The organism is Helicobacter anseris (assembly GCF_003364335.1).
GTDB classification, from domain to species: Bacteria; Campylobacterota; Campylobacteria; order Campylobacterales; family Helicobacteraceae; genus Helicobacter_H; species Helicobacter_H anseris.
The window spans coordinates 1-14120 of record NZ_NXLX01000012.1; the positions used below are offsets into that span (position 1 = coordinate 1).

Here is a 14120-nt window from a genome sequence, read left to right on the forward strand (position 1 = left end):
CTAATTTCTCTATTAAAGAAAATCATAGAATCTACTTTGATTTTGAAAGAAGCTTTGGTGGATTAATTACTACAAATTATCAAGTCAATCTAGGATATAGATATAGCTTTGGAGCATCTAAATATACTCCATATAATGAAGTAGAAACACAAACAATAGATACAAAAACTTCAATTAAAGAAATAGCACCAACTAAAGGTTATTATGTAGAATTGCTTAAAGTAGAGAAACCTTCTAAAAAACAAGAGAAAATCTTAAAACAATTAGAAGACAAACTTAAAACTCAAAGCACTACACAAGATAATAAAACAATAAAAACTTATCTAGTAGGTCCATTTAATAATCAAGAAGAAGCTAATAATGCTAAAGAGAGTTTAGAGAAAGCAAGAAAGCTTTTAGATTCTCAAACAAAAGTAGTTGTTATAGAATAAAGTCTTAATACTAAAAGCTAAGAATCTTCTCTTAGCTTTTAGTAAAAAACAAACTAAATAAAACTAAGAAAAATAAAACACTAAGTAATAACAAGAAGTAAAGAAGTAAAGACAGAGAGATTTTTCCTTCTCCTGCCACCACTTAAACATTTTTATGTTTTTTTTATTTATGTTATTTTCACTTTTCAATTACTTTATTTCTTTTTAATACAAACAACAATAAAACAAAAAAAGAAATAAACAACAATAAAATAATGCTTTAAGTTCTTAAGATTAAAGAGATTAAGATAATGAATCTAAAACTTCATCTCAATTAAATCTCAATCTTAAAGTTTTATGACAAAACTCCTTAGTTTAAGTGGTGGTTGGAGAGGGAAAAGAAAGAAAAAAAAAAGGGGGGGGGGGATTAGTTTTTATTCTTTTTATAGATATAAATAGCTATAAGACAACTTGCAAAAAGCATACAAATACTAAGTATTTGCCCCATGCTTAATCCAAAGATATAAGTTCCCATTTGCTCATCTGGCTCTCTGAAATATTCTGCAAGGAATCTAGCAAGAGAATAAGCAGAACCATAAGTTGCAATCAATGCCCCCTTAATTTTTGTCTTGCTTCTTACAAAAAGCACACATAAAAAAACAACAATTCCCTCCAAAAATGCCTCGATAAGCTGACTAGGATATCTCAATTCACCCTGAATCAAGATTCCAATCGCCTGACTTATCTTATCATCTTGCACTACCCTACCAAAAAGCTCTTGATTTAAAAAATTTCCAATACGACCAAAAACATATCCTAATGGCATACTCAAAGCAATCAAATCCATCAATGCCAAAAAACTCTTATGTTTTAAAATAGAAAATAAATAAGTAGCAATGAAAAATCCTATCACACCGCCATGATAGCTCATTCCCCTAATTCCTACAAAATCACCCCTCTCATCAAAAGGATTGAAAATCTGCCAAGGTTGTGTAAGATAATACATCGTATTTGGATCATAAATAAGAATATATCCTAGTCTGGCTCCTAAAATCACTCCTACTTCAGCCCATATAAAATAATAATCCAAAGCAGTAATATCCATATTAAAATACTGCTTATCTTTTTTAATCCAATATCTTGCCATATATAATGCAAGCAATAAAGCTGTCGCATATGCAATGCCATACCAATGAATCCCAAAGCCAAATATCTCAAAGGCTATTGGATCAAAATGCATATAAATTTGATTCCAATAGTTCATATTAAAGATCCCTTAATACAACTTCAAATTTTTCACTCAGCCCAACTTCCTCAAAAAAACGTGAAATTTTTATATCATTGGTATGAATTTTTATATTCCAAGAATCAAACTCTTTTAGCTTCAATAAATACCCGACAAAATACAATTCTACTGGATGCATATGCATAAGAAAAAAACAGATAGGTTCATTTTTATCAAAATCTCTTAAAAATTCCATCAAATCGGGCTTGAAATCTAAAAAATCATTTCTATCCTTAAATTTTCCACTTAAGATTAAGCAATCGCTCACATCTTGTAACTTTTCTATTTTCATAATATTTCAAACTCTCTTGACAATGGAACTTTAAAATCATAATCAAAAATCTTAATCCTGCTTGCATGCAACATTATACGCTTAGATTCTATTCCTCCATAGAGTTTATCTCCAACAATGCTATGTCCAATACTCTTTAAATGCACTCTTATTTGATGTGTTCTGCCTGTTTTAATCACTGCCTTAACTAATGTTTTTTTTCCCACAACTCCAACAGGCTCAATATCTGTAATCGCACTTAACCCCTCTTTACTGATTTTACTCTTTGCAAAACCCTTTTTAATAGTCAATATTGGCTGATTGATTGTTATTTTTTCACTTATAAAACCACTTACTAAAGCGTGATATTCTTTATAAACCTTTTGCTCTCTAAAGGCTTTCTTTGCACTTATGTGAAATGGAGTATTTTCTTTTACAAGTAAAATCACGCCACTTGTTTCTCTATCAAGACGATGCAATAACACCCACTCTTTAAAAAAACTTGCTAACTCATAACTCTCTATAAAAGGAGGCTTGTTGATGACCAAAATATCCTTATCTTCAAAAATAACTTCTGGTTTTTTTATCTTTTGAATCTCAAAAATGGTATGTTCTGGAAATTCCGCCCTCGCAAGAGTAATTTTTTTTCCATTAAAACTCACCATTCCCTTATCAATCATTTCTTTGGCTTTTTTATGAGAAATATTTTCTTGAATACTTAAAATCTTATAAGCCTTATTCATCAACAAAATTCTCCAATAAAATATCTAATTTTTGACTTTGATTTTTAATCTTTGAATGTGGTAGTGTTTCATACTCAAGAAGCCTTTGAGTTAGCTCCAAATCATCTTGCACAATAATATACCCTTCAATACAATCAAAAAGTGCATATTGGTTAAAAATATACGGACCACTTAGAAGCTTTGTCTCAAAAAATGCTGGCTCTAATGGATTGTGACCGCCCACTTTAACAAAACTACCACATAAAATCACAATATCTGCAATGCGATAAATATTATTTAAATCACCCAATATATCAAGCAATAATACATCGCTTTCTTCGTCAATTCCATCTTGAGACACCCTTGATACTTTTAATCCCTCTAGCATTTCATATACATCATCAAATCTCTCAGGATGTCTTGGAGCAAGAATTAACAAAGAATGTGGATAGGATTTTTTAAACTCCAAAAAAGATTTTAAAACTAGCTTTTCTTCATCTAAATGTGTGCTACCAGCGACAATGACTAGCTTATTTGGCTTATTGTATAATCTTGTAGGCTCTATCTTTGTAAAGATTTTTAAATTTCCAAAAACCTCAATATTTTTTGCACCCAAATGCTCCAATCTCAATGCATCATTCTTGCTTTGTGCAAAAACCTTATCAATAAGTGCAAATACCCTTGCATAATAAAATCTAAATTTTAAATACCTATCATAAGAACGATCCGAAATTCTTGCATTTACCAAAAAAGTCTTAGCGTTTAAGGTTTTGGCTGTAAAAAAAAGCATAAACCAAAGTTCAGATTCTGTAACTACAAGCGTTTTAAGTGAAGTAAGATGAGATTTCCATAGAGGAAGAAGCAATTCAAAAGGCAAATAAAGAACTTGAAAATTTTTCTTACTAGCAAAAATCTTAAGAGCCAAATCAAAACCTGTTTGCGTGGTCGTAGTTAATAAAATATGTTTTTCTTGTTCTAATAATTTTGTAAGTATTGGCTCTAAAGATTTGACTTCGCCAAATGAACAAGCATGAAACCAAATCTCTGTATCTTTTGATGGTGTTGCTTGAAGATAAAAAAATCTAGCAAAAAGAGAATGTCTATATTTTGTCTTCAAGCTTAATATAAAAATAAAAGGAAAAAATAGGAGATAAAAAACTCCTAAGAATAGGAGATAAAAAAATCTAAAAGATTTCAAAATTAACTTTCTATATAAAGAATTCTTCCGCAATGTGGGCAAGTGACAATATCATTACTTTGTTTTATTTCTGCAAACACACGATCATTAATTCTGATGAAGCATCCTCCACAAGCCTGTTTTTTTACAGATACTACGCTTGTATTTTTTGCCCATTTTCTAATTTTTTCATAAAAAGTTGCAAGTTTTTGATCAAGATTTTCATACATTTTTTGTTTTTGAACAAACAAACTCTCTTGTTCTTTTTTTATTTCTTCAATCTCAGTAGCAATACGCTTTTCTTCTTCCATCACTTCAGAATCAAGGTTTTTGCATTCATCTTGCAAAGCAAGAATACAAGCATCTTTAGCCTCAAGCTCCTTTTCTAACACCTCAATGTCTTGATTTGCTTTTGTAAGTTGCTCTCTTGCAAGCTCTTCTTCGATATTTAAAGCCTTAAGCTCTCTTTCTGATTTTACTTCATGATGTTTTTTTGCAATATGCTCCAAACGAATACCAGTATCTTCAATAAGGGTATTTGTGCTTCTAATTTTAAGGTTAATCTCTTCTTTTTGCTCTTGGATATTTTCAATCTCTTGTTCTTTTAGCGTCTTTTCTTTGAGCATTCTATCAAGCTTGGATCTTTTTTCTAATATTTTTGGCTCCAAAGCATCGATTTCTTTATCAAGGTTTGCTACTTCAATTAGTTGTTGTAAGTGTTTGTTCATCATTTTTCCTTATAAAAAAGTAAATGGATTTTTAGAATTTGTAATTATAGCTTTATATCCGTGTTTTTGCAAAACTCTTTGAAGAATTTCTCCAAAAAACCTCTCGCTTTCATAATGCATTATATCTATCAAACCCACATTTAAAGCTTTTGCCAACATCGCATCATGATATTTAATATCCCCTGTTAAAAAGCAAAAATTTTGTTTGTTTTTAATCTTGGAAAAAAGAGAAAAACCAGAGCCACAAACCACACCCACTCTTTGAATCTTTGACTCCATCTCACAAAACTTAATATATGGTAGTTTTAGGGCATTTTTAACTTGCATTGCCAATGTTTTGATTTCTATATCCTTGACTTCTGCATATGCAATGCCACCTTCTTGATATGCTTGCTTAAAACCTAAAATCTCTTGAGCTACATAAAGATTTAGATGGGAGATATCAAAACTTGTATGCATAGCAATCAATGCACATTTTTTTTCAATAAGCTTTTGAATAAACATACTTGGATAAGTAGAAAAATCAAGGGTTTTAATCCCCTTGAAAATTAAAGGATGATGCACGATCAATAAGCTTTTTGGTTTTAGATTTTGCAATACTTCAGAATCTACCTCCAAAGCTATAGCAATCTCATCTACCTCATCCTCTAAGCTCCCTATTTGCAAGCCGCCATTATCCCATTCTTCTTGATTCTCAAATGGGGATATACTCTGCAAAATCTCATAAATCTCTCTTACTTTCATACTCTAAAAATCCCTTATTCAATCTTATAAATTTCTTGCAACCTTATAATCTGGGTCATCTAGTTCATAGACACAATATTGCTTGGCTAATTGTAGTGCATTTTTACAATCATCACTCAAGTGTCTTAATTTTAATTTCTTACCTACATCAAGATATCTTTTTGTAAGCTTATCAATCGCATCCACACCACTACTATCCATAACCCTAGCATTACTAAAATCAATTACAACTTCTTGTGGATCTTTGGCTACATCAAAAAGATCATAAATAAAACTCGCACTAGATCCAAAAAACAAAGGACCTTGAAGCCTATAAACCTTAATACCATCTTCTTGTATAAAAGAGCTAGCTTGAATCTTGGCTTGTTGGTAGGCAAACACTAAAGCAGAAATAATCACCCCCATAATCACAGCAACCGCCAAATCAAAAAACACTGTAACCAAAGTCACCAAAACTAGCACCACAATATCTGACTTTTTCATACTTTTAAGTCTTGAAATACTCGCCCACTCAAAAGTCCTCAATGCTACAACAAACATAATTCCCACCAATACCCCCATAGGAATTTTTCCAATAATCTCAGGAATACTCACCACAAACAATAAAACAAAAACAGCACTCATTACACTAGATAATCTTCCCCTACCTCCGGAGGTTGCATTGATGATTGTCTGCCCTATCATCACACAACCACTCATAGCACCAAAGAATCCACAGACACCATTTCCTATTCCTTGAGCAACGCATTCTTTATTGCTATTGCCCCTTGTTTTTTGCATCTCATCCATTACTGAAAGCGTTAGAAGAGATTCTATAAGCCCTACAAGCGCAAGGATTAAACTATATGGCAAAACAATTTTTAATGTCTCTAAACTCAAAGGAACAGAAGGTAGTGAAAAATGAGGCAACCCTCCTTTAATATCTCCTAAATCCGCGATAGTCTTTGTTTCAATACCAAAATAATATGCCCCTATCCCCAAAAATACAATTGCCACAAGTCCCGCTGGAATTGCTCTTGAGAGTTTTGGAAAAACAAACATAATAAGCATTGTCAATCCTACCAAAATATAAAATCCCATCCCCTCATTTGAAAAAAATTGTAATTGGGAGCTAAAAATCACAATCGCAAGCCCATTTACAAACCCAAAAATCGCGGTTTGAGGTATCATACGAATATATTTTCCAAATTTCAAAACACCAAATAATATTTGCAATAAACCCGCAAATATTCCTGCAAGCAATACATATTCTGTGCCATGTGATAAAGATAGACTTACCACCACCACAGCCATCGAACCAGCCGCCGCACTAATTAACCCTGCTCTACCTCCAAGCAAAGCTGCAATCAAACCTAAAATAAAAGCTGTATAAAGCCCTGCGATAGGATCAAACTTTGCTACCAAAGCAAAGCCTGTAACCTCTGGTATGATTGCTATAGAGCTTATCAACCCTGCTAAAATTTCATTTTTATAATATTTAATTTGCATAAAATCTCCAAAAAGCATTTTTCAAGAAATGCAATCTTTGATAAATCTCTTATCTATCCTCTAGCTACCACTACAAGCAAGGCTTATTATTTTTGTAAGTTTTGATTATTAAAATGCGATATTTTAACTCAATAATGCAATATAATACATCTTTCATCTCAAAAACCAAAAAAGAAGGTAAAAATGCATTTTATCGATAAGTATTTTAAAATCACAGAATCTAAAAGTAGTATAAAAACAGAAGCTATCGCGGGTTTTACTACATTTTTATCCATGCTTTATATTGTCCCTGTGGCTTCTTCTATCCTCTCTGATTCTGGTATGCCAAAAGATGCGCTCATCACAGCAGTAACTCTTGCAACCATCATTGCAACGCTATTAAGTGGTATTTGGGCTAAAGTTCCTGTAGCAATGAGTGTTGGAATGGGATTAAATGCTTATTTTTCCTATGGTATGGTAAAGGGTATGGGGCTTTCTTGGGAACAAGCACTTGGTGTAGTCTTCCTCTCTGGAGTTATTTTTTTGATTGTTTCATTAACAAAGCTTCGCACTTGGCTTATCAAAAGTATCCCATCTGGTTTAAGATTTGCTCTAGCAGCAGGGCTTGGGGCTTTTATCTGTGCGATAGGACTACGCTCTTTAGACATCATACAAATCTCCAACGACGGACTTCCTGAGCTTGGCAACCTCAACTCTACAAAGATTTGGATAGGACTTTTTGGTGTAGGTATTATTTTGTTTTTGAGTGCCAGAAAAATTCATGCTTCATTTCTCATAGGTATTATTATTTGTTCTTTATTGGGCGGTGTCTTTGGACTTGCTTCCTTGCCACATCAAATCATATCTACTCCTGCATCTATTGCACCTATTGCTTTTAAAATGGATTTTATAGGGGTTTTTACCCTTGCTTTGATTCCTACAATCATCTCTCTTTTAATCTTAGATTTATTTGATTCCTTAGGCACTCTTGCTGGAGTGGGCGCAAAAATAGGGCTTTTTCAAAATAAGGATAACAAAGGAGACAAAGTGCTTGAGAAAACCTTGCAAGTAGATGCAGCCGCAACTGTGGTTGGTGCTAGTCTTGGTGTCTCTACTACCACAAGCTTTTTAGAGAGTACAAGTGGTGTGAGCGAAGGAGGAAGAACTGGACTTACTTCTGTATTTTGTGCATTATTTTTTACTTTAAGCTTATTCTTATTTCCCCTATTTGCTGCAATTCCTGATTTTGCCATCTACCCTGCCCTTGTAGTTGTCGGTGCAATGATGTTTTTAGAAATCAAAAATATAGATTTTTCAGATTTACCCATAGGGCTTGGAGCATTTTTTGCCATCGTGCTTATGCCACTTACTTATTCTATTGCTAATGGTCTAGCAGGTGGATTTGTGGTATATATCCTTACATCTTTAGCACTAAAGCAATATCATCGCATCAATCTTGGAGTTATTATCCTTGGGGTTTTGAGTATCTTACCCATTATCGTTCATGGAATTTTCTTAAAGGGGTAAATTTATATTTAACTCTTTTTCAAGAGTACTAGGAGAAATAATTTTTACATCAGAAAAATAAAAACCCTTAAAATTCCTATAATCTGACTTTGTATTCTGTTTTTTATTAGCACCTCCCTTATTATCAAATATACTAGCAAGATGCTCTCTACTATCTTCACTTACAACTAAAATAAACTTGGAATTTTTTCTAAAATTAGAAAGCTTTTCATCTTTATAATCTAAATAAATTATTACAGAATCGGAAACTTTTTTTCTAATATCACTCTCATTAACATTGCCACTTTTGAACTCTATAAAAATCAGGACATCTGCATTTGGTATATAGAGTGCATCAACTGATTTTAAGTCATATCCTGTTGGATACCCAGTTTTATGAAGATTGCTCAAATACCATCCCTTAAAACGATCGAAATTCACAACCTCTAATTGAGAATCTGTCATATACTTTTTATATTTTTTTCCATTAATCTCTTTTTCATACTGCGAAGTTTTCTTTAGGGTATAAATAAACTTAGAAAACACTTTATCGTTCTTCAAGCTCTACTCTTTTTTCTTCCAAAAGTCTAAAAGGACGTGCTAATTTTGCATATACAACACTTGTATCATGCGTAACGTCTTCTACCACTGAGGTAAACTCATCTATTTCTTGAGCAAGATAGTATTTACACTTCTCAACTTTATGCTCTCTTGAAAAAACCTCAATCGCATTTAAAAAATATGGGCTATGGGTATTGATCAAAATATGAAGTTTTAAAGCTTTTTGCAAAACTACAATAATTTCTGCTAACTTTACCTGCCATTCTGGATGAAGATGTATCTCTGGTTCATCTAAAATAATCGTCCCATTTTCTTGGATAAACCCATTTTGAATAAGTGTCTTAAGAATCATAAAAGTTTTCATTCCTGTTGAAATACTACGAATATTAAGCTTTGCTGGATGTTTTTTTGAAGAATAATAAAAATCATTATTATTCTCCTCCATTTCCCCTTCACAAACCTTATTAAGAAGTTTTACAACCTCTTGTAATTTTTCCTCGCCCATAATCTCATCTAATAAGCCTTTTTTTTCAACTAGACTTTGTTTTAGCAGTTTCCTATGATTTAACTCCAAATCATCATCTAAAAAAATATCAAGCTCATCAATCACAAAAGGATCATCAATATAAAAAACTTGTTGCAATAATTGAAAATTTTCAATTGACTTAGCAGTATTTTGCTGAAAATGTATAGATGTTATTTTATTTTTTATTGTCAAGGCAATACTTGCATCACTGGTATTTTCAAAATAAATATTAGAAATTTGATCATTAAATTCTGTTTTTAAACCCTTAGTTAACAATTTCAGAATAACTTGATTATCAGAAATCTTAAGTTTCTCTACAATTCTTCCAAATTGAGAATCTTGAATGATTTTTTCTAGCACATCAATCTTACCACCCCTAAAATTATTTGAGAGTGCAGATAAACAAATTGCCTTGATCTGTTCTTCTGTAATTTGCTCTTCACGGCTATAGATTTTCAAAATTTCCGTTGCAATTCTACCTACAATTGAATGGTGAACAAACATGTTTAATATACTATCTCCAATCTCCCATAATTGACTTCTCCAAGTAAAAATTAGTTCACGTATATCATTTTTTAAATTGTTTACTCTTTCTGCTTCAATCCGTCTATTAATATTACTTAATGCATTAAATACTCCAAACAAAGCCTTGCCAACTGTGCTTTTGCCTGACCCATTTTCCCCTGCAATGACAGTAATTGTTTTGATTTCTACTTCAGCATCCCTAAATCTTCCAATATTTTTTAATCTGATTTCCATTTTTAAATATTACCTATTTTATTTGTTTCCTTGTGATTATAGCAATTTTTATTCTTTATTTACTCCTTTATCCTATCTCCACACTCTCCCACAACCCCTTAAGCAACTCAATATAATGGGGTTGTTTGGTGGAGAGGACTTTGAATGTAGAGAGGATAGTGCAAAACTCCTCTTTGTCTATCCCATAGAGTTTGGCGATGAGAATGTCGTTGGTGGCTTTGAGGGTGAGGTAGGATTTCTCACTTTGAGGGATTGAGAGGCTCTCTCCCCCTAGCCCATAGCACCCTTGATACTCTCCTATCTTCACCCAATCCTCCGAGCCAAAGAGAGAAGAGAGGACTTGAAAATGTCCTTTTTTGTCATTGTAGAGTTGAAGGGCTAGGGCATTGCGTGTGATAGTGGTGTAGAGGGGAGAGTTGCGGATCTCCTCTGCTGTGGGTTGAGGGAATGGGATACGCTCTAAATAAATCTTATTAAAGTTGATTTGCACCATACTTCGCACCACAAAATCCACCACCATAGAGTTAAACACCCCTAGAGCAAAAGCAATCTTCTCTATCTCCACACTCTCAATCTCTATCTTCTCTTCTATCTTTTTATAATATTTTGGGATATTTGCATACATACTATCTTGGAAGCCACACCCTTGAGGAATAAGGGTAAAAATCGCTGTGCGTTCGTTAGTATCACACGAAATTTTTCTAAATCCTAAGCGGATAAACTCCCTATCATAAGCGATAAGCTCTAGGGGAGTAAGAGAGTATTTGGAGCAAAAATCTGCAAACTCTTTCTCACTCATCTCTATATCTTGCTTGAGGCGATAAAGCTCTTTGCTCGATAGTCGTTCATCAAAGCTTAAGGGATCAAGAAAATACTTTGGAGGGGCAAACTCACAATCATTTTGATGAATCATCTTACCCTCATAAAGCGGGATTAGCCCCTCTTGGCTTGATTCTATAAACAAATCTTTATCAATAGAAGAATCTAGCTCTCTACGAAAATCTAGCCACTCCAAAGAGAGGGGAGAGAAAGAGGAGTAGAGGCGGAGAAGGATTTTTAGAGTGTCCTCACTTCTGACTTCAGGCAAAGAGAGTTGGGTAGGAGAAAGACTAACAATCTCTTGAAGAGTGAAAGAAAGAGGCTTTTGGGTATAGAGAGAATCTGCCTCTGTAAGATAGGACATTGTTTGGATTATATGGTTTTTGGGAGAAGGACAAGAGAGTATTTGCATTAGAGCAAATTTGTAGCTTCTATGAATATCAGGGAAGATTCCCTCACGATTTTCAAAGCTATAAAAATACTTGAGCGTTTTTTCTTTGAGGATATAGGCCCTCAGTGCTAGACTTCCCTCCTCATACATCAATGCACTTGGCAAGACATAGTTGAGAGAGGCGTTGGGGGAGAGCAAAGAGAGATTACGCTCGACAAAGAATCTAAAAAGATTGCCATCTCCACTGCCACGATTGAGGGGATAGTGGGCTTTGTAGTAGGAGTTTAGAGCCTCAATATAAGACTTTTGGCTATCATAGAGGGATTTGATATAGGGTTTGGAGAGAATGTCAAGTTTAAGTGTCTTTTTCTCACTTGCTTTTTTTGTGCGATAATCGCTGACAAACTGAGGGAAAAAGTCATCATCACTAAACTTTGTCTTATCCCACGGCGGATTTCCGATGATACAATCAAAGCCTTTTCTATGAGAGCTAAAGACTTCAGGAAATGCGATTTCATAGTGAAAAAATCTGTATTTTTGACTTAGCTCAGAGATAGTGGGGTGCAAAGATTCAAAAATGGGATTTGGAGAGATGATACCCTCAAGATAATCCATCTGGTTGCCTTTGATTTGAAAATTTTGATTTGCATCTAAAAAACTTTGTGCTGTAAGAAAGTCTAGAGCTAAAGAGAGTATATGAAGCTTGGGGGCTATCTCTTGAGTGTAAATAGTCTTGCTCTCTTTGATCTCTTCTTCTGTGGTATCTTTGAGGGCATTGAGTTTGGGGAGAGTTTGCGTGAGGGCTTGGAATTGATCTAGAAAATCTTGATAAAAGAGATTTTCATCAGTTTTTTCTTTGTAAAAGGTTTCAAATGCTTTTATGTTTGATCCTACAAGGGCATTTCCACATTTGATGTGGTGCTCAATAAAGCTTAGAGGTGTGCCAAAGATAAAGCTATCAATCCAAAGAGAGAGTTTGGTAAGCTCAATGCTAAAAGGATTGAGATCTACTCCATAAATCATACGCTTAAGCAAAAGACGCTTTATTACATCACTTTCATCTACTTCATAATCTGTGATATAAAGAGCAGTGTTGGCCTGAATGCTTGCTTTTTCTCTTTCATAAAATGCCTTAAAGCTTTCAAACTCATCAAAATGTGTGATGATATGCTCTGTGATAGTGTTGAGTGCTTGCACTAAGAAATGTCCGCTTCCACAGGCGTTGTCTAGGATTTTATAATCTAGAATATTATCATCTGTGATTTGTAAGGCGTGGGTAGCAAGATAGGAAGTGAGCGATGTAGGAGTATAGAAGCTTGCTGTGGTTTTTCTAGAGTTGCTTGTATTTTTGAGATAAAGCTCTCCTTTAGGATAGAAAGTATTTTTGGTAATTTTGTGTTTTTTGGCAATGAGCTCAAAATCATAGGCATCAAAATAGCCCTCAATACTCTTACTTTTTCCATCAGAATAAATAAGATAGTAGGTATCCTCTTTAGTAACTTCAAAAAAATATGAGAGCAATCCTTCATAAATTGTCCCTAAGTGAGTAATGGATAGAGTTTTATAATCTCTTTTAAAATCTTTATTTTGAATCCTTACAACAAAAAAAGCCTTTAGAATATGATGCAAGGTTGCATTATCAAAAAGTTTGGGGGTTTGTAATAATGGGGCATTATTGGAATCAAAAAGTCCTCCATTAAAGATTGGCATATCAAAATTTGGATCCCCTTTATCAAAAACCCTAAAAAGATTACTCAATCTTCCAAAGCCACTATAACTCTGAGAATCTGAGATAAGGTTTTCAAGCAGATTTGAGATTGAAAACTCGTTGTTATAGCAAGAGTGTTTTTTGAGAATAGATTCGAATTTGTCTTCAAAATATGCAATGAAAAGTAATCTAAAAACAAAATACAGCGTGTTTTGATAAATATCCTCTAAGGGTTTATCTTGGTGCTTTGCATAGATGGTTTTGCCAATGATTTCAAAAATAGAATCCTTTCCATCAATGCCATAAATCAAAGATTTAAGATCATCTTCAATTTTTGTTTTGGCATTGGTGTTTTGAGTGAAGAGAGTTTGGATAGGTTGAGGGCTGGTTTTGATGGGGATAAAATTTTTGGCATTGAAGATGAAATAAAAATATTTAAAAGCCTCTAAATCATCATTTTGGAGAATTATTTCTAGATTGACTTCATAAAAAATCTTTTGGCTGGAGAGCTTAGAATTGTCATAAAGTCGCCAAAATCTCCCATTTGTAAGAAATCCAAAATCAAGCTTAAGATTGCTAAGATAACGCAGGATTTGAAAATGTGGATTGTCTTTGACTTTTTTGTTGTCAATTGCGACATTGTAGGCTTTGGATTCTAAAATCACACTAATATGCTCATTACTTGCAAGACGGGAAGTTTTGGTAATTTTCTCATAAGATTCTTTAGCCTCTTTGGAAACAAAAAGTAAAAAATCAGGCTTTTCTAGTTTGCCTTGAATCATTTTTTCTTCTTGGCGAATTGTATGCCAACTTAAGATTTTTAAAACCTCACTAATAAAATCATCTTCAAATTGATGTTCATTTTGAGATGTAAACTTTGATATATCATAAAGAATTTTAATTTTAGAGAATATTGGAGATAAATCCAAAGAAAAATCATAAAGCTTTGGGAATTCCTCTTCTAGGGTGTAGGTAGTAAAAAGATTGTTTGAAAGAAAGTAAAAATCTTGCATAAAAAGCCTTGCTCATAGAATTGGCAAATTATA

The 14120-nt window shown here is 33.3% G+C and carries 12 protein-coding genes; 2 read left to right on the forward strand and 10 right to left on the reverse strand.

What is annotated here, in order from left to right; translation table 11 throughout:
- On the forward strand, positions 1-431 hold a 431-nt coding region (locus CQA57_RS05345), incomplete at its 5' end, for an SPOR domain-containing protein (protein WP_115579203.1).
- 406 nt (positions 432-837) lie between these two features.
- On the opposite strand, the gene lgt is transcribed toward CQA57_RS05345, so the two are convergent.
- The 7 genes from lgt to CQA57_RS05380 are packed head-to-tail and all read right to left on the reverse strand — an operon-like array spanning position 838 to position 6825.
- A complete protein-coding gene (lgt, locus tag CQA57_RS05350) occupies positions 838-1674 on the reverse strand; it encodes a prolipoprotein diacylglyceryl transferase (protein WP_115579204.1) in 837 nt (278 codons plus the stop codon).
- A gap of 1 nt (position 1675) precedes the next feature.
- Entirely contained in the window at positions 1676-1987 is a 312-nt protein-coding gene (locus CQA57_RS05355) for a hypothetical protein (RefSeq protein WP_115579205.1), read from the reverse strand.
- Complete coding sequence (locus CQA57_RS05360; RefSeq protein WP_115579206.1) at positions 1984-2709, reverse strand: RluA family pseudouridine synthase; 726 nt, start codon at positions 2707-2709, stop codon at positions 1984-1986. Before CQA57_RS05360 ends, CQA57_RS05355 begins: the two co-directional genes overlap by 4 nt.
- Complete coding sequence (gene waaA / locus CQA57_RS05365; protein WP_170126833.1) at positions 2702-3886, reverse strand: lipid IV(A) 3-deoxy-D-manno-octulosonic acid transferase; 1185 nt, start codon at positions 3884-3886, stop codon at positions 2702-2704. Before waaA ends, CQA57_RS05360 begins: the two co-directional genes overlap by 8 nt.
- Before the next feature lie 2 nt (positions 3887-3888).
- Complete coding sequence (locus CQA57_RS05370; protein WP_115579208.1) at positions 3889-4593, reverse strand: zinc ribbon domain-containing protein; 705 nt, start codon at positions 4591-4593, stop codon at positions 3889-3891.
- Positions 4594-4602: 9 nt separating this feature from the next.
- Positions 4603-5337: a Nif3-like dinuclear metal center hexameric protein gene (locus CQA57_RS05375; RefSeq protein WP_115579209.1), complete on the reverse strand. Its 735-nt coding sequence runs from the start codon at positions 5335-5337 to the stop codon at positions 4603-4605.
- A gap of 24 nt (positions 5338-5361) precedes the next feature.
- On the reverse strand, positions 5362-6825 hold the full coding sequence (locus CQA57_RS05380; protein WP_245941864.1) for a SulP family inorganic anion transporter: 1464 nt from the start codon (positions 6823-6825) through the stop codon (positions 5362-5364).
- Positions 6826-7008: 183 nt separating this feature from the next.
- Here CQA57_RS05380 and CQA57_RS05385 point away from each other — a divergent pair, with 183 nt between their 5' ends.
- Positions 7009-8331 carry an NCS2 family permease gene (locus CQA57_RS05385; RefSeq protein WP_115579211.1) on the forward strand — a complete coding sequence of 441 codons (1323 nt, stop codon included), beginning with the start codon at positions 7009-7011 and terminating at the stop codon, positions 8329-8331.
- Here the strand turns inward: CQA57_RS05385 and CQA57_RS05390 are convergent.
- The 3 genes from CQA57_RS05390 to CQA57_RS05400 form a co-directional block, all read right to left on the reverse strand.
- A complete protein-coding gene (locus CQA57_RS05390; RefSeq protein ID WP_115579212.1) occupies positions 8320-8871 on the reverse strand; it encodes a hypothetical protein in 552 nt (183 codons plus the stop codon). The genes CQA57_RS05385 and CQA57_RS05390 overlap by 12 nt on opposite strands.
- Positions 8858-10156: an AAA family ATPase gene (locus CQA57_RS05395; RefSeq protein ID WP_115579213.1), complete on the reverse strand. Its 1299-nt coding sequence runs from the start codon at positions 10154-10156 to the stop codon at positions 8858-8860. Before CQA57_RS05395 ends, CQA57_RS05390 begins: the two co-directional genes overlap by 14 nt.
- A gap of 67 nt (positions 10157-10223) precedes the next feature.
- A complete protein-coding gene (locus tag CQA57_RS05400; RefSeq protein ID WP_115579214.1) occupies positions 10224-14087 on the reverse strand; it encodes an Eco57I restriction-modification methylase domain-containing protein in 3864 nt (1287 codons plus the stop codon).
- Between the last annotated feature and the right edge of the window lie 33 nt (positions 14088-14120).